Here is an 18,556-nt window from a genome sequence, read left to right as displayed (position 1 = left end):
GTAAACAGAGCTCACGAGGTGGCTCAACGAATATAAACAAATTTATCTGATCCGTTTTATAAATGTCATAATGAGATATTAGTGATACCGAGTATCGGAATTAGTATTTTCCCTGAGCACGGTGACAGTTTTGATGCGCTCATAAAAAACGCTGATTTAGCCATGTACTTAGCCAAGAGTCTCGGGAGTAATAATTATCAAATTTATACGGATGATTTACAAGAAAAATCTCAACATGAATTTGAAATGTAAATCAACCTGCGTAAAGCCTTAGAAAGAAACGAATTCATACCATTTTATCAGCCGCAAATGAACCTTGAAACAAATGAAATAATTGGGGCTGAAGCATTAATTCGATGGAATCATCCTGAGAGAGGAATGATTGCCCCAGCTGATTTTATCCCCAAAGCAGATGAAACCAGTTTGATTATCCCTATAGGTGAGTGGGCATTACGTACGGCCTGTATGCAAAATAAGAAGTGGCAGGACGATGGCTTTCCGCCAATAACGGTAGCGGTCAACATATCAGCAAAACAATTTTTTCAATCGAGGCTGCCTGAAGTGGTTCGAAAAGTATTAAATGAAACGGGACTTGAACCCAAATATTTAGAGATTGAGATTACTGAAAGTATGAGTTTGGATGTTGAATCCGCTATTTCAACACTGATTGAGCTTAAAAAAATTGGTGTTATGATTAGTATCGATGATTTTCGAACGGGATATAGTTCGCTTAATTAGCTTAAACGATTCCCAGTTGATAAGCCTGAAAATTGATCAATCCTTTATGTCTGAAGGTACTCATGACTTAAATGATCAAACCATCATCAAGACTATTATTCTAATTGCACAGTTATTAAAACTTCAAGTCATCGCTGAGGGCGTTGAAACAAACGATCAAGTAACCTTTCTGCTTCGGCATGGGTGTGTCGAAGTTTTTTTACCATTGTCCATATCCACTTCGGATCAATTTCATATAATTATTAGAGTACTAATATTAAATGGAGTTGAGGGATCTGAATGAGTATGAATGTTCTAGTGATTGCCGCTCATCCCGATGATGAAATTCTTGGAAGCGGCGGAACGATAAAGAAATTAATTAATCATGGCTATAAGGTAATCACAGTGATTGCCGCCAAGGGACGTAAGGAAGAGGAGCAGCACATTCAGCCATTAATGCAGCAAGCTAACAAACACTTAGGGGTAGACGAGGTCCTATTTTTGGAATTCCCCAATCTATTGTTGGAAACAATTCCTCTTCACAAAATCGCCAAAGCGATTGAAGCTCTATTGGATAAGTATAAACCTTCTATAATTTTCACTCATCATTATGGAGATACAAACAAAGACCATCAAATTTTGTTTCAAGCAGTCATCACAGCAGCCCGGCCGTTGCCTGGAAAACAACCGATTGAGATCCTTTGTTTTGAAACGGTTTCTTCCAGTGAATGGAGCCAGCATACGAATGATAAGGAATTCAAACCCAATTATTTTGTGGATATTACAGATACCATCGATGACAAGCTACAATCTCTTCACCATTATGATATAGAAATGAGACCATTCCCTCATCCACGTTCATATGACGGAGTGAAATATTTAGCGCGGGTCAGGGGAATGACGGTTGGGGTCGAATTCGCAGAAGCTTTTGAAATCATAAGGAGGGTGTGGAAGTGACAGGAAAACATCAAAAGGACCAGCATTTTGTGCCGACTCTTTTTCCTTACCTAATCTCAGCTATGGATCAATATTATGAGATTAATGAAATATTTGAAGAAGAACAAGTGGTAGAAAGGCAGCGAATCCACTCAGCAGAAATTCAAAACAAAAAAATGAAAATATTAATCACAACGTTTTGGGAGTATCCAAGTATCGGTGGACTGCAAAACTATATCACAACACTTAAAAACGGCTTGGAAAAATTAGGTCATAGTGTCCATGTAATAGCACCAAATCATTTTCCATCTAAAGAAATGGAGGTATTACGAACTAGATATTCTGAGGAATTTACACATTTTTTTATCAATCGGTATGGCAGCTGTAATGGAAAAATTCTACACAACATTAGCAAACTATATAGTTACTATACGATGTTAAAGGATATTGACCTGGAGCAATATGATATTATCCACGCACAAGATCGATATACAGCTAATGTAATAGGGATACTAAACCGATCCCTTCAAAAACCTCTTCTTTTTACACCTCATGGATTTATGACCCACAACAGATTAAAGTTTAACTTGATGGAAAAAGGGTCGGTTGAGGAAACCTATTTTTCGGCCATTGACAGACAAGCCATTAAAAATGCTAATCAATTAATCATCGTTTGTGATGTCTTTCGCCCAATTCTAATAAATTTAGGTGCGGAGGAATCTAAAATGACCACTGTTTATACTGGAATTGATTTTGGTGGATGGAATATTCAGAAAAAAAGGAAAAAAAGCCAATCTAAAATGGTGATAACTTGTGTCGCACGCCTTCGACCACGTAAAGGTCATATGTACCTATTTGAAGCCCTTGCGCTTATTAAAGACAAGCTGAGAGATGTAGAAGTCCGGATAGTAGGCGATGGTGAGATGAGAAAGCAGCTCGAGAAGCAGGTTAATGAGTTGGAGTTGAAAAACGTTTCCTTTTTAGGCAGCAGAGAAGACATACCTAAATTGCTAAGTGAATCAGACATATTTATTCTGCCAACCACAAGCGATACGCTGCCAATCTCAATTATTGAGGCAATGTTTACCAAACAAGCAATTCTTACTACCAATTGTGGCGGAATCCCGGAAATTATTAAAAATAATTATTCAGGATTTATTGTTGAACCAGCTAACCCAAAGAAGCTTGCAAAAAAGTTATCGCTCTTATTACGAAAAAAATCAATTAGAAAAGAATTAGCACGCAATGCACAGGCATTTGCACTAAAACATTTAACCACTAGTAACATGGTCAAAAAGATTGAAAAAGTCTATCAATCATTATTTTGAAGGAGGAAAGAGCATGCTACATGATGTTCCAGCCGTTGTTCTTGATCTAAGTGCAACCGGTATAGGGATTGTGAGGAGTTTAGCGAAAGAAGGAATAAAGGTATATGCGTTTGATACGAGCGGAAAATATGAAATCGGTAAAACTTGGTTTGCCACTTGCGGAATTTGTCCGAATCCAGTTAGTGAGGGACCAGCATTAATACTATTTCTTACTAGACTGTCGCAAAAGTTTGGACAAAAGCCAGTCCTGTATGCGGGTTCTGATGACTTTGTTCAGTTTATTTCAAAAAACAGATTTGTCCTTTCACACTACTATCGGTTTCTATTACCTAATCTCACACTTGTCGAAGCTGTATTAGATAAAAGATTAACGTATGAATTGGCCATGAAATCAAATGTGCCATGCCCCAAAACTTACGCTATAAATAATGAAGATCAATTTGAGCAAATTATCAATCAAATTACCTTCCCTTGTATATTAAAACCAGTTTATTCTTCTCATTTCCGCTCAAATATCGATCATCGTCTTTATAAGAAAGCCATTGTAGTAGAACGTCCTTCCCAATTGAGAGAAGAATACCTTTTTTATCGCCCATACGGTGAACTAATGATCCAGGAAGTCATTCCTGGTGCGGAGGATTGTATTTATTCCGTCAAGACTTTTTTTGACGAACAAATGAATTTAATTGGCTTGTGGATGAACCAAAAATTACATCAATTTCCCCCTCATTTTGGATCCACTGCTCTTGCCCTAAGTGTTAGGGATGAAGAAGTCATTCAACTTGCTACTACCTTTCTAAAAGATATTCAATTCAAAGGCTTGGCTATTGCCGAATTTAAACGGGATCCAAGAGATGGGAAACTGAAATTCATCGAAATCAATTCAAGAATAGGTTTAACTCAAGCATTATCGATTGCTTGTGGGGTTAATTTGGCTTACTTGTATTATTTATCCCTTACCGGGCAAAATCCATCACCAGTGACAGAGCAGAAAGAAGGGGTCAAATGGGTTTACTTCGTCCGTGATTTTCTTTCCTTTCGCCAAAAACAAAAAAATGGGGAAATGAGGTTCGTTGAGTGGATAAAGAGCTTATATGGAAAAAAGGTTGAGGCTCTCTTTGCTTGGAATGACCCTCTTCCATTTGTTCGGAGTTTTGTTTCCCATTTGCGAAATTTATGGGGGAGACAGTAAAAATGATAAAAGAGGGAGGGAACTTTCTATTTGAATAGTATAGAAGAAATTCTTAGCCGTTGGAAACAATTTGATTGGGAAAAAAAGCTTAAAAATGTCCTTGGTAAAAAAGTGAAATTAGTGGAAGAAAGAATAGAATGCCTCAAAAATTCACGTGAAAGGACAAGTATTTGGAAGTTGGTTCTAACTGATGGCACGGAGTTCATTCCCATCGTGCTTAAAATATACAAACTTCCACTGAAAGAAAATCATAGGTTGGAAATTAATATGTATCAAAAAGCTTATTACATTTATCACGAGATTATGCCGCGTTTGTATTGGCTTGAACCGAATGTAAATGGGAATGAAACATGGATGTTTACCGAATGTTTGAAGCCGTTACGAGGACAAATAAAATTAGCTCCAAATCATTTGGAACGAATTATCCCCACGGTGGCAAAGTTTCATGCCAAAACCTTTGATAATCAATTTGTGAGGCATGCAGATCTTTTCGACACCTCTCTTCCCCATTTTGATTCTGAGGAGAAGGTAAAGGAAAGGACTAAAGGGGTCAAAAAAGCAATGGAAAACCTAGATTTGGCAATGAAAGATCCTAACTTAAAAGAATTGGTGGAACCAAGGTATAAAATTATCAAAAGAATATTAAAAAAAGGTCCGGTTTTTTTTCCCGAAATTACTAAATCTGGCCAGTGTCTGATCCATGGCGACCTCCATGTCCACAATATTTGCTGTGAAAATGCGAATGATGATGAGGAGAACTGGAAAGTCTCTTTGATTGATTGGGAGTCAGCGAAGCATTATCCTTGCTGGTATGATTTGGTCGTTCTAGTCGAATTATTAATAGATTTTCGCTGGGATTGGCAACAAAGCGAAGAGGAGATTCGAAGTCAATGTGTGCAAGTTTATTGCCAAGAAATGCTAAAATATGGGATAACCTTCAGTGAGGATCCACTGAATCTTCTTAAAAAGGCGTATTTACAAAGAACCCTAGAAAAAAAGCTTTCTAGCCATTTGCAAAAGGTGTTGGATGGAGGAAAAAGCACTCTTCTCAAGAGATACCTTGAAAAAATTGAGGTTTGGGGAAAAGAACTTGGGTTATATTAGTGCATCGCACGAATTCATAATACTATAAAGGAGTTTTATGCATGCAAAATATTATACGGTCTTCTCATATATATAGAAATGATAGTTGTGAGTCCGGATGAAGGGTACTCGTTACAGGCGAGACTGGATTTATTGGTTCACATGTTGTCGAATTATTAATTCAATCAGGTTATGAACCGCTAGTAGTGGATAATTTACGTTCAGGTAAACGAGAAAATGTGCCTTCTCACGTTTGTTTCATTGACCTGAACATTTCTTCACCACAAATAGAAGATGCTTTTGCTCGAGAAAAACCGTATGTAGTGATCCATTTAGCGGCACAAGTGGATGTTGCCTACTCGATACAAAATCCAGTTGAGGATGCTAATCAAAATATTCTTGGAACGATTCGTTTGCTTGAATGCTGCAAAAAGTACGATGTGAAAAAATTCATACTTTCCTCATCTTGTGCAGTATACGGAGAAAAAGACGATTGCAGTATAATGGAAACACTTTCCATTCAACTTCAATCCTATTATGGTATTAGAAATGTATATTCAAATATTTAACATACTTCATAACGTACCTTTTACCATTCTAAGATATGCCAATGTTTATGGTCCCCGCCAAACTTCAAAAGGAGAAGTGGGAGTGATTTCTATTTTTTAAGAAAATCCTTAATGGGGAATCTCCCATTTTTTTGGAGATGGAGAGCAGACAAGGGATTTTGTGTATGTGAAAGATGTTGCTTTGGCCAACGTGCTGGCCATTGAAAAAGGAACAAATGAAATCTTCAATATTGGTTGTGATTCGAAGATAAGTATTAATGAACTTTATCAGATGATTACATCACTTACCTCTATAAATATTCACTCCCTCTCCATGCCCGAACGTAAGGGAGATATTCGCTATAGCCGATTAGATAATACCAAAGCTTCTTATCTTTTGGACTGGAATCCGGCTTATGATTTGAAAGCTGGATTAAATGAAACTTTAAAGTATTATAAAGGTTTTTAAAATTATAGGCGCATTTGAAGAAATATCGAAAAAAAGGAGATCAGAAATGAATGATTTTGAAAAAATAGCAGCCATGAAAAAAGGCGTTGTAACCGTTCAAGACCTGAGTGGTTACACAATGCTTGGAAAGGGGGCAGATGGATCCGTCTTTCAATTGCCCCCTCAGAAGTGCGTCAAAATTTTTGTTAATGAAGACACACAAAAAAAGGAATTAAATGCACTGCAAAAAGGACAATCGTCTCCAATTATTCCTAAATTATATGAATATGGTTCTAACTATATAGTGATGGAGTTTGTGAAAGGTTATAATCTTAAGCATTATTTAAAAAAAGAGAAAAAACTCTCAGAGGCAATTGTGGGGAAAATATTATCGATGCTGGATGAAATGAAAACTGTGGGTTTTACGAGACTAGATATTGAAGTTCGCCACATTTTTTTCAATGAACTAGGGGAAATAAAAATAATTGACCTTAAGAGGGCATTTAATACGGTCAGATCTGTCCCTACTAAATTGTTGACTGATTTAAAAAAGATTGGATTTTTGGAAGAGTTTTTGGAACATGTGAAAAAGCTTCGCCCATCCTTATATAAGGAATGGAAAAACTTAGTGACTGATAAAAAATAAGCATGCCTCAAGCCTTCAAAATCAAGGGCATTTACAACAACCTGATCCACTTCGGAAACCTTCATGTTTTTTTCTTTATCTCTTCACTCGATTCTGTTGTTACCATGGTGACTGTAAATTGCTGATCGAACTGCTCTTCTTCCAAAAGTTCTACGGGTGGTTGCGTCTTGATTACTTCACCTGACTTTTCAAGCACCTCAAATACCATAAACACCCTTGCCGCTTTTAAAACAGTCCTCACGCAACCCTATCGAAATTTCGAAGCTGTTGAAGCCTTGATCTTTGGACTGCTGAAGTACTGTCCATTCAAATTCATCGTACTCTCCCGTTGTCATTTCCTCATTTTTCAAGAGCGACAGAAGCTGCAACCTGTGCAATTGAGGAAGACACGGGGGACTCCCCTTTTTCAATCAATTCAAATTTAGGACAAAAAAGGAAGCACAACTAGCAGCGAACAAACTTGAAGAATCAATTTTAAACGGTGGAGTAATTCGGGAGTCAACCATCACTTTCGAAACTTTTGCAAATGAGTGGCTAGAATACTATGGAACTCAAGTAAAAGTGAGTAGCGTTAGAGCCCGTAGGATAGCTATGAAGCATCTTGTATCAACATGGTGGCACCTTCCGCTTCGTAAGATTACAAAACATATGTATCAATCTCGAATCAACGAACTAAATAAGGAATTTAGCCATAACTATATTGACAGTATCCATACGACGGGAAACATGATCTTCAAGCATGCTATCAGGCAAGACTTGATAAAGACAAATCCAACCTATGGTTTTGTCATGCCCAAAAAGCATGTGACTGTTTTAGGATATCGAGGAAGACGAGGTTAAGGGAAAGTTTCTTGAGTTAAATGAACTGAAAACCCTTCTACGTATCACAAAAGAACAAGGATTATATCTAGACTATCTATGTTTTGCTACTTTGGCATATACCGGTATGCGCTTAGGCGAAATGTTAGCATTAAAATGGACAGACCTGGACCTTACTAAGAAAACTATAAGAATCACCAAAACATACTATAATCCAAATAACAAAAGTACAGGTTATCAACTCCTAACCCCAAAGACAAAAAAGTCAATCCGCACAATCATGATTGACGATGGACTTGTCGCATTATTCAAAGCACACAAGCGTGAGCAGATGGAATTAAAAATGAAAAAACGGTTAGTATATGAGGATCAAGATTTCATTTTTGCAGAAAACACCGGTCATCCAAGGGTTATGAAACAAATGGTATTGCGTTTACATCGTTTACGTTTAATGAATCATTTGGATGTAGACAAGCATATTACCCCCCACAGCTTTAGACATACTCATACATCCCTTCTCATTGAAGCTGGGGCAGGCGTAAAAGAGATTCAAGAAAGATTAGGGCATTCAGATATAAATACGACGATGAACATTTACGCTCATATGACAAAAAATATCGAAGAAAAGACCTCCCATAAGTTCAGTGAACTTACGAAAGGTCTCCTCTAATTGGTTGAAGTAAAGTTGTTTAAAAACTGAAAGTTAGCAAAAAGTTAGCATTTCACTAATCTCCACCTTACAAACCCCTATATACCAAGGGTTCTAGGCGATGATTACATCATGCCGCCCATTCCGCCCATTCCGCCCATGTCAGGCATGCCCATGCCGCCAGCGCCAGCAGGTTCTGGTTTGTCAGCAACAACAGCTTCTGTTGTTAAGAACATAGCTGCTACAGAACCAGCGTTTTGTAGAGCTGAACGAGTTACTTTAGTAGGATCGACGATACCGGATTCGATCATGTTCACCCATTGTCCAGTAGCTGCGTTGAAGCCAGTGCCTACTGCTTCGCCTTTAAGGCGCTCTACGATTACAGAGCCTTCAAGTCCAGCATTGTGAGCGATTTGACGAACAGGCTCTTCGATGGCACGAAGAACGATTTTCACGCCTGTTGCTACGTCGCCTTCAGCTTGAATTTCAGCGATTTTATTGTATACGTTAAGAAGTGCTGTACCACCACCGGCTACGATACCTTCTTCAACAGCGGCACGAGTGGAGTTCAATGCATCTTCAATACGAAGTTTACGTTCTTTTAATTCTGTTTCAGTAGCTGCACCGACTTTAATTACCGCTACGCCACCAGCTAATTTAGCAAGGCGTTCTTGTAATTTTTCACGGTCGAATTCAGAAGTTGTTTCTTCTAATTGAACACGGATTTGGTTTACACGAGCTTGAATTTGAGCTGTATCTCCAGCTCCTTCAACGATCGTTGTATTTTCTTTTGTAACAACCACTTTAGACGCACGGCCTAATGAATCGATTGTTGCAGATTTAAGGTCAAGACCGATTTCTTCAGTGATTACTTCGCCGCCTGTAAGAGCTGCGATGTCTTCAAGCATTGCTTTACGACGGTCACCGAATCCAGGAGCTTTAACCGCAACAGCGTTGAATGTTCCACGAAGTTTGTTCACAACAAGAGTTGCAAGCGCTTCGCCTTCTACATCTTCAGCAATCAATAATAGCGGTTTACCTTGTTGTACAACTTGCTCAAGTACAGGAAGGATTTCTTGGATATTCGTGATTTTTTTATCTGTGATCAAGATATATGGATTTTCTAGTACAGCTTCCATTTTATCTGAATCAGTAACCATGTATGGAGATGCATATCCGCGATCGAACTGCATACCTTCTACTACGTCCAATTCAGTTGTGAAACCTTTAGACTCTTCGATTGTGATGACGCCGTCGTTACCAACGCGCTCCATTGCTTCCGCAATCAGTTGGCCGACTTCTTCATCAGCTGAAGAGATGGCAGCAACTTGTGCAATAGATTCTTTGTTTTCAACAGGTTGGGAAATGGCTTTCAATTCTGCGATTGCAGTATTGACCGCTTTCTCGATTCCCTTACGGATACCCATTGGGTTAGCACCAGCTGTTACGTTTTTAAGACCTTCGCGGATCATCGCTTGTGCAAGAACCGTTGCAGTCGTTGTACCGTCACCAGCTACGTCGTTTGTTTTGCTTGCTACTTCAGCAACCAATTTCGCACCCATGTTTTCGAATGCATCTTCCAATTCGATTTCTTTAGCGATCGTCACACCGTCATTAGTGATAAGCGGTGAACCGAATTTTTTCTCAAGAACCACGTTACGACCTTTTGGTCCAAGCGTTACTTTAACTGCATCTGCAAGTGCGTCCACACCACGAAGCATGGAGCGGCGAGCTTCTTCACTAAATTTAATTTCTTTAGCCATTTATAAGTACCTCCCTAAAATTTTAAGAAAATTTTCGTTCAGTTAAGTATGATGTATAATTAGCCGATAACAGCTAGAATGTCGCTTTCACGTAAAATTAAGTATTCAGTGTTTTCGTATTTAACTTCAGTACCTGCATATTTTGAGAAGATAATTAGATCGCCTTGGGCAACCTCTAAAGCAACACGTTCGCCATTTTCAAGGACACGGCCAGTACCAACTGCTACTACCTTACCTTCTTGTGGCTTTTCTTTAGCAGTATCAGGAAGAACAATACCGCTTGCAGTTTTTTCTTCAGTTTGAACTAGTTCAATAATAACGCGATCACCTAATGGTTTTAACAAGTGAAACAACCTCCTCATATTCTCTTGGTAATTTGTTACATGATTATTAGCACTCTTCATCATCGAGTGCTAACACATTTATAATATTAAATAAACCGAGCCTTTTTTGCAAGTATCTTATTGAAAATTTTTTATTAATTTCTGATAAATTACGGGTAAACTACTTTAGCATAATGATTTCCTTAACAAAGTTATTTAAATGTTTCGTTAGGGGTACCTTTAAGTGGTGTTCTGCCTCAATTTTTGATACCATTTTGGAGTATGCGTTTATAGCTTGTCCCCATATCAGGAACGTTCCGAGCGGAATGGGTGACTATAAAAGGAGTTTTCATTTTTGAAAAAAGAATATTGGTTCGTCATCATCACTTATATTGCCATGCAATTATCCAGTATTGTTGGGGTACCCATTTTCATGCTGATCGGGTCTTATACCGGAATGCCGGCTGATGAACTCCAAGTGAAATCTGCAGCATACTGGATAGTTTTCAGTTTTCTCACTGCTTTATTCTTGATTCTTTTTTTAATGAGAAAAGATATGAGGGAAAAGTTGGACACGCGAAATCAAACTTCCGTTTCCATGTCCATATTATGGGCAATTGCAGGAGTGTTCATGGCTCTTTTTGCGCAAAGCATTGCCGGCAGCATTGAACAAATGCTTGGGGTGGAGTCTGAATCTGAAAATACGCAGCAACTCATTTCACTCATTTACAAAGTCCCCGCGGTCATTTTCGTCACTTCAGTAATTGGACCTATATTGGAAGAATTAATTTTCCGGAAAATCATTTTCGGATCACTTCATAAACGCTTTAACTTCTTTATTTCAGCTTTAATCAGCTCAGTTATTTTCGGCTTGGCGCATGGTGAATTTGAACATCTTCTTTTATATACGGCAATGGGCTTCACTTTTGCTTTCCTTTATGCAAAAACAGGCCGCATTCTCGTATCAATGAGCGCTCATATTGCGATGAATACGCTTGTTATCATCCTTCAAGTGGTATATCGGGAGGATATAGAGAAGATGATGGATACTGCACAGGCCTTCATCGGAGGTTTATTATGAAACGTCAATCACCCTTATTCATGGGCATCATCTATGCAGGCTTAGGAGCTCTTTTTACCGCTATCGCGATTCAAACCGTCAATTCTTCTGGATGGGGACTCTTCGCCTACATACTTGTCCTCATTGCGACTCTTGACTTTGGATCGGGCTTACGCATGATCATGCTGCACTTTAAGATTAAAGCCGCACAAAAAAATAAGAAAAAATAAAAAAACGCTGCAAAGATGCAGCGTTTTTTTCATTCCTCCAAGGCGGCTTCTTCCACTACCGGATAATGTTTCAGGAAGTAGATGAGCGACTGAAGCTCCACGGCCAGGTCAATATGGTGAACCCTTATGGATGGAGGCACGGTCAGCCTTGCAGGTGTAAAATTCAATATTCCTTTTATATCAGCTTTGACTAGACGATCGGTTATCGTCTGGGCTACCTGTGCAGGCACTGTCAATATAGCTGCAGTGATATTATTTTCCTGCAATAACGTATCGATTTGATCCATATGATAGATGGGCACATCAGCTATCCGCTTGCCGACTTTTTCTTCAGAAACTTCGAAAGCCATTTCAATTTTTGTATTATTATTTTTCATGAAATTGTAATTTAAAAAAGCGGTTCCTAAATTTCCTACCCCTATTAAAGCGACTTTGGTCAATTCATCTTGATCTAGTGTTTTTCTAAAGAAGGATAATAAATAATTGACATTGTAGCCGTAGCCTTTTTTCCCAAGCGCGCCAAAGTAGGAAAAATCACGGCGTATGGTGGCAGAATCCACTTTTACAGCTTCGCTTAGCTCTGCCGAGGAAACTCTTTGCTTGCCTGAGGAATGTAAGTTCTTTAAAAATCGATAATACAATGGTAACCTTTTGGCTGTTGCCTGCGGTATCTTTGGGTCATGGTTCATTGTTCTTCCCCGCCTTCACACATGCTTTTCAACTTAATTCTCTATCTGTTTGTTTTACTTGTCTTTTATAATCGTTACTGGAAACTCCGCCTGTTTTCTCCACTAAGAATGTAGGCCCGATCACCATTCCCTTGTCAATGGCCTTACACATGTCATAAACGGTCAAGGCAGTCACGGATGCAGCTGTTAACGCTTCCATTTCCACACCTGTACTCCCTTTTGTCTTAGCTTCCGTTTCAATCCTAAGTCTGTATCCTTGTTCCTCTTTTTCCCACTCAAAGGCTATATTGACCCCTTGCAGTGCAATGGGATGGCACATCGGAATGATATTGGATGTATTTTTGCTGGCCATTATTCCTGCAACCTGTGCAACAGCCAGTACATCACCTTTTTTCATTTTCTGGTTCGTGACCAATTCATATATTTCATCATTCAATAAAATGCTCGATTGAGCTACTGCCGTCCGGGTTGTTTCAGGCTTAGCACTCACATCGACCATTTTGGCCCTGCCCTGTTCATTAAAATGCGTTAAGTCTCCCATTTAAGTAACCCCTCCTAAATCATACACTATTATTCCACTTTATGTAACAGCTTTTGTTTTACCATGGAACCAAGCTGTTGCCGATAATAACTAAAATACGTTACACTATCTATAATCAATTGAGGTGAAATCTATGATTTTATTACAAATCAATCAACTATCGAAATATTATGGAGCTGAACTTATTTTATCAAATATGAAGCTCGAAGTTCAAAATAAAGATCGAATTGCACTTGTCGGCCGTAATGGCGCCGGAAAATCGACTCTGCTAAAAATCATAGCCGGGAAGATTTCCCATGATGGCGGTGAAATTATCAAACCAAAAGGCGTCACAATCGGCTATATGGCCCAGGATACGGGATTGGAATCCGAACTGACCATTTGGGATGAGATGCTGACGGTATTCACGGACCTTATAGAGCAGGAAAAGGAACTGCGTCGCCTTGAGGCGGATATGGCCAGACCCGAAATCTTTGAAAACGAAACGATTTACCAAAAAGTGCTGAATGAATACGACACTTTGATGGTCGCATTCAAAGAGAAGGGCGGTTATCAATATGAAGCGGATATCCGTTCCGTATTGCATGGGCTTCAGTTTGCTGACTTTGACTATTCTACCCCAATTTCCACATTAAGCGGCGGGCAAAAAACAAGGCTTGCATTAGGAAAGCTGCTTTTAAGGAAACCGGATATATTGATTCTGGATGAGCCGACGAACCATTTGGATATTGAAACCCTATCTTGGCTTGAACAATATTTACAAGGGTACCAGGGAGCTGTGCTCATTGTTTCCCATGACCGCTATTTTTTAGATAAAGTAGTGAACCTGGTATATGAGATTTCCCGGAATAACATGAAAAAATACTATGGTAATTATAGTTCTTACCTAGAGGGAAAAGCGGAAGATTATGAGCGGGACATGAAACTGTTCGAGAAGCAGCAAGGGGAAATCGAAAAGCTTCGCGACTTTGTCCAACGTAATATCACAAGGGCTTCGACCACGAAAAGAGCACAAAGCAGACGCAAGCAGCTCGAAAAGATGGATGTTTTGGACAAGCCGCAAGGGGATGAAAAATCCGCGAATTTTTCTTTCCAGATTGAAAGGCAAAGCGGAAATGAAGTACTCCACCTCCAGGACTTGGCTATCGGATACGAAGGGGAAACGGTATCAAGGAATATTAATTCCCGGATGACAAAGGGAGAGAGCATAGCTCTTGTTGGCCCAAATGGAGTTGGAAAATCAACTTTATTGAAAACGATCATTTCTAAGCTGCCTGCACTTTCTGGGGAATTCCGTTTTGGAACGAACGTAGAAGTCAGCTACTACGATCAAGAACAGGCTAACCTTGTTTCCAATAAACGCGTACTCAATGAATTATGGGACGACTATCCCCTTAAACCGGAAAAGGACATCCGAACCGTACTCGGTAATTTCCTATTTAGCGGGGACGATGTTTTGAAAACCGTTTCCACACTAAGCGGGGGCGAAAAGGCTCGGCTTGCTCTTGCCAAAATGATGATGCAAAAAGGTAATTTTTTAATTCTTGATGAACCAACGAACCATTTGGACCTCGATAGTAAATTGGTGCTTGAAAACGCTTTGATCGATTATCCAGGAACTATTCTTTTCGTCTCACATGACCGTTATTTCATAAATCGGATAGCAACGAAAGTGATAGAGCTCTCCAAAGACGGCAACGAAGAATTCCTCGGTGATTATGATTACTATTTAGAGAAGAAACAGGAGCAAGCGGAAATCAAAGCACTTGAACAGCAGGATCAGGCTAAAACTTTAGATGCAGCTGTAGAAAAAACAAATTACAAAATTGATAAAGAAGCAAAAAAAGCAGAACGCCAGCGAAAACGGCGCATTGAGGAAATCGAGGCAGCCATGGAGCGTCTTGAAACCGAAATAAGCGAATATAATGACCTCCTTTGCGATCCAAATGTTTTTCAGGACCACGAAAAAGTGATGGAAGTCCAAACAAAGCTTGATAATGCACAGGAAAAATTGGACCAGCTGCTCGAAGAATGGGCCGAACTTGAAGAATGACAAATGACCGGGTCAATCGACTCGGTCTTTTTCACTTCAAATTAAAAAGTTATCCACAAACTTGTTAACAATTCACTTACCGTTTATTAGCCAATAATTTGGGTTATACACATTATCCACAGAAACATATCCACTTATCCACAAAAACACCACTTTATACACATGCAGTAGGTTGATCAAAAAAACTTTATCCACAGAATATTCTATTATTTTATTAACACGATAAAAAGACAGGATGCCGAAGTGTGGAATCCTGTCTTCTCGTCAATTAAAATGCTTCTATATCCAATCCAGGATTTCCGTTCAAATCCAAACCAGATCGTTTTCCTTTTTCAAACATGACACTGCCAGCAGCACCGATCATGGCGGCATTGTCCGTACAAAGATAGAGGGGCGGAATGGATATATCCATAGGTAAATCCTTAAAAGCTTCCGTTAATGCTTCCCTAAGGCCTTTATTTGCCGCAACTCCTCCAGCAAGCAATACCTGCTTCACATTATATTCCTTTGCAGCTTTTACAGCTTTCATTACAAGCACTTCTATCACACTTGCTTGGAAACTTGCCGCTAAATCTTTAGGTTCGATTTTTTCCCCGCGCTGTTCTGCATTATGCAAAGTGTTGATCACCGCCGATTTCAACCCGCTGAAGGAAAAATCATAGCTGCCATCCAACCATGCCCTAGGCAGTTTTAAAGTTGGTGAGCCTTCTTGCGCAAGCCTATCGATATGAGGACCGCCAGGATAAGGGAGCCCCAATGTTCGAGCCACTTTATCATACGCCTCTCCTGCTGCATCATCCCGCGTCTCCCCTATCACCTTGAAAGAACCTGGCTCGTCTAAAAGCACCAATTCTGTATGACCTCCCGAAACGACTAAAGAAAGCGCAGGGTATTCGATCTCCTGAATAAGCCGATTTGCATAGATATGACCAGCGATATGATGCGTACCGACAATTGGTATTCCATGTGCGAAAGCTACAGCCTTCGCCGCATTCACGCCTATTAATAGTGCCCCAACAAGGCCGGGGCCTTCTGTAACGGCAATGGCATCCAAGTCTTCATATGTCACACCGGCTTGCAGCAGTGCTTCTTCAAGAACAATCGTAATTTGTTCTACATGATGACGGGAAGCTATTTCAGGGACGACACCGCCAAAACGTTTATGGCTTTCAATTTGTGAAGCCACGACATTACTCAGTATCTCCGTACCATTTTTTATGACAGCTGCCGCAGTTTCATCGCAGCTAGTTTCAATACCTAATATAAATTGATCTTGTTTCATGAAAAATTCACCCACATAACATAAGCATCTTCTTGATTGTCTGTATAATAATTTTTTCGGATTCCGCCCTTTTGGAAACCTAGTTTTTCATAGAGCGAAATGGCTACTGCATTACTGACACGGACCTCTAGCGTCATCCTCACCACACCCATCGAAATGGAGATTTCAATCATCTTCCTGAGCAAAGCTTCTCCTAGCTTTTGCCCTCGGTATTCTGGCAATATCGCTATATTGGTAATGTGCGATTCATCAATGACGATCCAGGCACCGCAATAACCGGCGATTTTACCTTCATCCTCTATCACCATGTATACAGCATATTGATTATGATTCAATTCATTAAAAAAAGCTTCCCGGCTCCAAGGCAAAGTAAAGGACTGCTTTTCCACGTTTAGCACTTGATCGATATCTTCCGTATTCATCTTTCGGAACGTCAATGTTTTACTCATAATAATCGGTCGCTTTCCTTGTTTATTTCCCCTGCTGTTCAAGCCACTTTGCTTCTGCTTCAGCCATGCGGATATAATTCGGTACAAACTGGTGAACATCCACTTCAGTCTTATCAAGACCAATGAAGGCCAGTTCGCTTGGCCTTGAATTATATGACTGTACCGGAGCAAATACCGCCAATTCCCCTAATGCATCCGTAATTGCATCCCGATGGATGTCCACATCTTGACCAACAAATAAAACAGGACGATTTAATTCCTTCAATTGACTCGCCCACTCAGAGGATAGAATATTACAATCTTCTATGACTGTCTTTAAAGAGTCCTTTTCCATTTCATATAATCCAGTATAAATCTGCCCTCTTCTTGCATCGAACAAGGGAGAGATCACCCCGTTAAAATATCGTCCATTAGCTGCTAAAACCTCTAAGCTGGAAACACCTGATAAGGGAATCTGAAGCGTCCAGGCCAAGCTTTTCGCTATCGTCACTCCAATCCTGACCCCTGTATATGAGCCTGGACCTTGAGCGACCACAATCTTAGTCAATTCCTTCGGTTTAGTATCACAATCCCTCAGCAGTGTCTCAATTGCCGGCATTACCCGCACCGAATGATTTTTCTTTAGGTTCGTCGTATACTCACCAATTACTTGATTCTCGTTTACCAGTGCAATCCCTAATGTAAAATTCGATGTATCTATAGCTAAAACCTTCATCAAATAATCTCCTTACATAACTTTACATATCGTTCGCCTTTGGCTTCCAAAACAATACGCCGGCTGGTATCGCCCAGACGATAGATATAAATGGTCAAGATTTCCTCTGGAAGGTGATCCTTTATTAAATGGGCCCATTCAACGACAGTCACACCATCACCATCAAAATATTCATCAAAGCCTAGATCTTCTTCCGATTCACTTACCCGATATACATCCATATGATACAAAGGCAAGCGACCCATGTATTCCTTTATTATCGTAAAGGTAGGGCTATTCACCATTCTGGTAACACCTAGTCCTTTAGCCAGCCCTTTTGTGAATGCCGTCTTCCCTGCACCCAAGTCACCTTCTAATGCCAGAACATCTCCACTGGAAAGCTTTTGTGCCAATCTATGCGCAAATTGCGCAGTTTCTTCCTCACTCTGAGAAATCCATTCAACATGTTGCATATATCAATCACCTTTATCATTATTAGGAAACGTCCTATAGTTCATGTCTATAACCATAAACGCAATATTATGGAACAAAAACCATTCTATATGTAGTTTACCTTGTTTCAAAAGAAGAAACAAATAAGTTAAGGACATAATTATTCGAATTTCAGATAAAACAAAAAAACGAAACCTAAGTTTCGTTTTTTTCATGATTGCGGGGACAGGATTTGAACCTGCGACCTTCGGGTTATGAGCCCGACGAGCTACCGGACTGCTCCACCCCGCGACGGTATGAATGTTACTTTTATAAATATAGTATTCCCATTTATTTAAAAATAATACAATGATTATAGCTTGGCGGCGTCCTACTCTCACAGGGGGAAACCCCCAACTACCATTGGCGCTGAAGAGCTTAACTGCCGTGTTCGGAATGGGAACGGGTGTGACCTCTTCGCTATCGCCACCAAACATTTAATCTTTTAGCACATTTATTATCATACCATGTATGAAATCAAAATGCAAGAAGAAATTTTCATTCCTTCAAAACTAGATAATAATAAGAAGGTATTTCATTTTTTAAAAAGCGTTGGTTAAGTCCTCGATCTATTAGTATCAGTCAGCTCCACATGTCGCCACGCTTCCACCTCT

General features: G+C 39.6%; 23 protein-coding genes, 1 tRNA gene, 1 rRNA gene and 1 pseudogene. 15 read left to right on the top strand and 11 right to left on the bottom strand.

From position 1 onward, the window contains the following. Positions 1-54 precede the first annotated feature (54 nt). From ACIROD_RS24390 to ACIROD_RS24345, 10 genes and pseudogenes are all read left to right on the top strand, one after another. A pseudogene (locus ACIROD_RS24390) lies at positions 55-252 on the top strand (diguanylate cyclase domain-containing protein); the annotation flags it as partial. Continuing rightward, positions 253-738: an EAL domain-containing protein gene (locus ACIROD_RS24385; protein ID WP_402945248.1), complete on the top strand. Its 486-nt coding sequence runs from the start codon at positions 253-255 to the stop codon at positions 736-738. It begins immediately after the preceding pseudogene. Continuing rightward, positions 704-1,021: an EAL domain-containing protein gene (locus ACIROD_RS24380; RefSeq protein WP_402945149.1), complete on the top strand. Its 318-nt coding sequence runs from the start codon at positions 704-706 to the stop codon at positions 1,019-1,021. The genes ACIROD_RS24385 and ACIROD_RS24380 overlap by 35 nt, the downstream gene beginning before the upstream one ends. Then, positions 1,018-1,674, top strand: coding sequence for a PIG-L deacetylase family protein (locus ACIROD_RS24375; protein ID WP_402945146.1), 657 nt, complete (start codon positions 1,018-1,020; stop codon positions 1,672-1,674). The genes ACIROD_RS24380 and ACIROD_RS24375 overlap by 4 nt, the downstream gene beginning before the upstream one ends. Further along, on the top strand, positions 1,671-2,981 hold the full coding sequence (locus ACIROD_RS24370; RefSeq protein ID WP_402945143.1) for a glycosyltransferase family 4 protein: 1,311 nt from the start codon (positions 1,671-1,673) through the stop codon (positions 2,979-2,981). Before ACIROD_RS24375 ends, ACIROD_RS24370 begins: the two co-directional genes overlap by 4 nt. Positions 2,982-2,994: 13 nt before the next feature. Continuing rightward, the gene (locus ACIROD_RS24365) at positions 2,995-4,173 is read left to right on the top strand and encodes a carboxylate--amine ligase (RefSeq protein ID WP_402945140.1); all 1,179 of its coding nucleotides are present in this window, start codon (positions 2,995-2,997) and stop codon (positions 4,171-4,173) included. Positions 4,174-4,203: 30 nt separating this feature from the next. Beyond that, complete coding sequence (locus tag ACIROD_RS24360; protein ID WP_402945137.1) at positions 4,204-5,277, top strand: phosphotransferase; 1,074 nt, start codon at positions 4,204-4,206, stop codon at positions 5,275-5,277. Positions 5,278-5,408: 131 nt separating this feature from the next. Continuing rightward, positions 5,409-5,825 (top strand): NAD-dependent epimerase/dehydratase family protein, encoded by a 417-nt coding sequence (locus ACIROD_RS24355; RefSeq protein WP_402945245.1) that lies wholly within the window; start codon positions 5,409-5,411, stop codon positions 5,823-5,825. 166 nt (positions 5,826-5,991) lie between these two features. After that, the gene (locus tag ACIROD_RS24350) at positions 5,992-6,273 is read left to right on the top strand and encodes a Rossmann-fold NAD(P)-binding domain-containing protein (protein WP_402945134.1); all 282 of its coding nucleotides are present in this window, start codon (positions 5,992-5,994) and stop codon (positions 6,271-6,273) included. A gap of 46 nt (positions 6,274-6,319) precedes the next feature. Further along, on the top strand, positions 6,320-6,898 hold the full coding sequence (locus ACIROD_RS24345; RefSeq protein WP_260359231.1) for an RIO1 family regulatory kinase/ATPase domain-containing protein: 579 nt from the start codon (positions 6,320-6,322) through the stop codon (positions 6,896-6,898). A 61-nt stretch (positions 6,899-6,959) separates the two neighbouring features. Here ACIROD_RS24345 and ACIROD_RS24340 read toward each other — a convergent pair whose 3' ends face one another. Next, positions 6,960-7,106: a hypothetical protein gene (locus ACIROD_RS24340; protein ID WP_402945129.1), complete on the bottom strand. Its 147-nt coding sequence runs from the start codon at positions 7,104-7,106 to the stop codon at positions 6,960-6,962. A gap of 263 nt (positions 7,107-7,369) precedes the next feature. On the opposite strand from ACIROD_RS24340, the gene ACIROD_RS24335 reads away from it, so the two are divergent. Further along, entirely contained in the window at positions 7,370-7,738 is a 369-nt protein-coding gene (locus ACIROD_RS24335; RefSeq protein WP_402945240.1) for a tyrosine-type recombinase/integrase, read from the top strand. After that, positions 7,719-8,387, top strand: a complete 669-nt coding sequence (locus ACIROD_RS24330; RefSeq protein WP_402945237.1) for a site-specific integrase — start codon at positions 7,719-7,721, stop codon at positions 8,385-8,387. The genes ACIROD_RS24335 and ACIROD_RS24330 overlap by 20 nt, the downstream gene beginning before the upstream one ends. Before the next feature lie 104 nt (positions 8,388-8,491). Here the strand turns inward: ACIROD_RS24330 and groL are convergent, their stop codons facing one another. Continuing rightward, on the bottom strand, positions 8,492-10,129 hold the full coding sequence (gene groL, locus ACIROD_RS24325) for a chaperonin GroEL (protein ID WP_101225605.1): 1,638 nt from the start codon (positions 10,127-10,129) through the stop codon (positions 8,492-8,494). Between the two features lie 59 nt (positions 10,130-10,188). Further along, complete coding sequence (gene groES, locus ACIROD_RS24320) at positions 10,189-10,473, bottom strand: co-chaperone GroES (RefSeq protein WP_101225604.1); 285 nt, start codon at positions 10,471-10,473, stop codon at positions 10,189-10,191. A 334-nt stretch (positions 10,474-10,807) separates the two neighbouring features. Between groES and ACIROD_RS24315 the strand changes: the two genes are divergently transcribed. Together ACIROD_RS24315 and ACIROD_RS24310 are read left to right on the top strand one after the other, a co-directional pair. After that, positions 10,808-11,533: a CPBP family intramembrane glutamic endopeptidase gene (locus ACIROD_RS24315; RefSeq protein WP_402945126.1), complete on the top strand. Its 726-nt coding sequence runs from the start codon at positions 10,808-10,810 to the stop codon at positions 11,531-11,533. Then, positions 11,530-11,742, top strand: coding sequence for a YdiK family protein (locus ACIROD_RS24310; protein WP_034306342.1), 213 nt, complete (start codon positions 11,530-11,532; stop codon positions 11,740-11,742). Before ACIROD_RS24315 ends, ACIROD_RS24310 begins: the two co-directional genes overlap by 4 nt. Before the next feature lie 29 nt (positions 11,743-11,771). Here ACIROD_RS24310 and ACIROD_RS24305 read toward each other — a convergent pair whose 3' ends face one another. After that, positions 11,772-12,431 (bottom strand): redox-sensing transcriptional repressor Rex, encoded by a 660-nt coding sequence (locus tag ACIROD_RS24305; RefSeq protein ID WP_034306345.1) that lies wholly within the window; start codon positions 12,429-12,431, stop codon positions 11,772-11,774. A 28-nt stretch (positions 12,432-12,459) separates the two neighbouring features. After that, positions 12,460-12,972: a cyclic pyranopterin monophosphate synthase MoaC gene (moaC, locus tag ACIROD_RS24300; RefSeq protein WP_101225602.1), complete on the bottom strand. Its 513-nt coding sequence runs from the start codon at positions 12,970-12,972 to the stop codon at positions 12,460-12,462. Between the two features lie 133 nt (positions 12,973-13,105). On the opposite strand from moaC, the gene ACIROD_RS24295 reads away from it, so the two are divergent. Next, the gene (locus ACIROD_RS24295; protein ID WP_402945121.1) at positions 13,106-15,025 is read left to right on the top strand and encodes an ABC transporter ATP-binding protein; all 1,920 of its coding nucleotides are present in this window, start codon (positions 13,106-13,108) and stop codon (positions 15,023-15,025) included. Positions 15,026-15,293: 268 nt separating this feature from the next. On the opposite strand, the gene tsaD is transcribed toward ACIROD_RS24295, so the two are convergent. The 6 genes from tsaD to rrf form a co-directional block, all read right to left on the bottom strand. Next, positions 15,294-16,307: a tRNA (adenosine(37)-N6)-threonylcarbamoyltransferase complex transferase subunit TsaD gene (tsaD, locus tag ACIROD_RS24290; protein ID WP_402945118.1), complete on the bottom strand. Its 1,014-nt coding sequence runs from the start codon at positions 16,305-16,307 to the stop codon at positions 15,294-15,296. Further along, a complete protein-coding gene (rimI, locus tag ACIROD_RS24285; RefSeq protein WP_101225599.1) occupies positions 16,304-16,756 on the bottom strand; it encodes a ribosomal protein S18-alanine N-acetyltransferase in 453 nt (150 codons plus the stop codon). The genes tsaD and rimI overlap by 4 nt, the downstream gene beginning before the upstream one ends. 22 nt (positions 16,757-16,778) lie before the next feature. Beyond that, positions 16,779-17,471 (bottom strand): tRNA (adenosine(37)-N6)-threonylcarbamoyltransferase complex dimerization subunit type 1 TsaB, encoded by a 693-nt coding sequence (gene tsaB / locus ACIROD_RS24280; RefSeq protein ID WP_230178626.1) that lies wholly within the window; start codon positions 17,469-17,471, stop codon positions 16,779-16,781. Further along, on the bottom strand, positions 17,471-17,923 hold the full coding sequence (gene tsaE, locus ACIROD_RS24275) for a tRNA (adenosine(37)-N6)-threonylcarbamoyltransferase complex ATPase subunit type 1 TsaE (protein ID WP_101225597.1): 453 nt from the start codon (positions 17,921-17,923) through the stop codon (positions 17,471-17,473). The genes tsaB and tsaE overlap by 1 nt, the downstream gene beginning before the upstream one ends. A gap of 197 nt (positions 17,924-18,120) precedes the next feature. Continuing rightward, positions 18,121-18,194: transfer RNA gene (locus tag ACIROD_RS24270), tRNA-Met, on the bottom strand. Between the two features lie 66 nt (positions 18,195-18,260). Beyond that, positions 18,261-18,376: ribosomal RNA gene (rrf, locus tag ACIROD_RS24265) — 5S ribosomal RNA — on the bottom strand. Positions 18,377-18,556 lie beyond the last annotated feature (180 nt).

Origin of the sequence: Peribacillus sp. NPDC101481 (genome assembly GCF_044767165.1) — a bacterium.
GTDB lineage: Bacteria > Bacillota > Bacilli > Bacillales > DSM-1321 > Peribacillus.
The sequence above is the reverse complement of the archived record's forward strand: the minus strand, read 5'-3'. Positions and strand labels throughout refer to the sequence as shown.

Coding starts and splice junctions, on each gene's coding strand:
- ACIROD_RS24380 (WP_402945149.1), top strand. CDS start 704: ATGATTTTCGAACGGGATATAGTTCGCTTAATTAGCTTAAACGATTCC.
- ACIROD_RS24375 (WP_402945146.1), top strand. CDS start 1,018: ATGAGTATGAATGTTCTAGTGATTGCCGCTCATCCCGATGATGAAATT.
- ACIROD_RS24365 (WP_402945140.1), top strand. CDS start 2,995: ATGCTACATGATGTTCCAGCCGTTGTTCTTGATCTAAGTGCAACCGGT.
- ACIROD_RS24345 (WP_260359231.1), top strand. CDS start 6,320: ATGAATGATTTTGAAAAAATAGCAGCCATGAAAAAAGGCGTTGTAACC.
- ACIROD_RS24340 (WP_402945129.1), bottom strand. CDS start 7,106: ATGGTATTTGAGGTGCTTGAAAAGTCAGGTGAAGTAATCAAGACGCAA.
- groL (WP_101225605.1), bottom strand. CDS start 10,129: ATGGCTAAAGAAATTAAATTTAGTGAAGAAGCTCGCCGCTCCATGCTT.
- ACIROD_RS24310 (WP_034306342.1), top strand. CDS start 11,530: ATGAAACGTCAATCACCCTTATTCATGGGCATCATCTATGCAGGCTTA.
- ACIROD_RS24305 (WP_034306345.1), bottom strand. CDS start 12,431: ATGAACCATGACCCAAAGATACCGCAGGCAACAGCCAAAAGGTTACCA.
- moaC (WP_101225602.1), bottom strand. CDS start 12,972: ATGGGAGACTTAACGCATTTTAATGAACAGGGCAGGGCCAAAATGGTC.
- ACIROD_RS24295 (WP_402945121.1), top strand. CDS start 13,106: ATGATTTTATTACAAATCAATCAACTATCGAAATATTATGGAGCTGAA.
- tsaD (WP_402945118.1), bottom strand. CDS start 16,307: ATGAAACAAGATCAATTTATATTAGGTATTGAAACTAGCTGCGATGAA.
- rimI (WP_101225599.1), bottom strand. CDS start 16,756: ATGAGTAAAACATTGACGTTCCGAAAGATGAATACGGAAGATATCGAT.
- tsaB (WP_230178626.1), bottom strand. CDS start 17,471: ATGAAGGTTTTAGCTATAGATACATCGAATTTTACATTAGGGATTGCA.
- tsaE (WP_101225597.1), bottom strand. CDS start 17,923: ATGCAACATGTTGAATGGATTTCTCAGAGTGAGGAAGAAACTGCGCAA.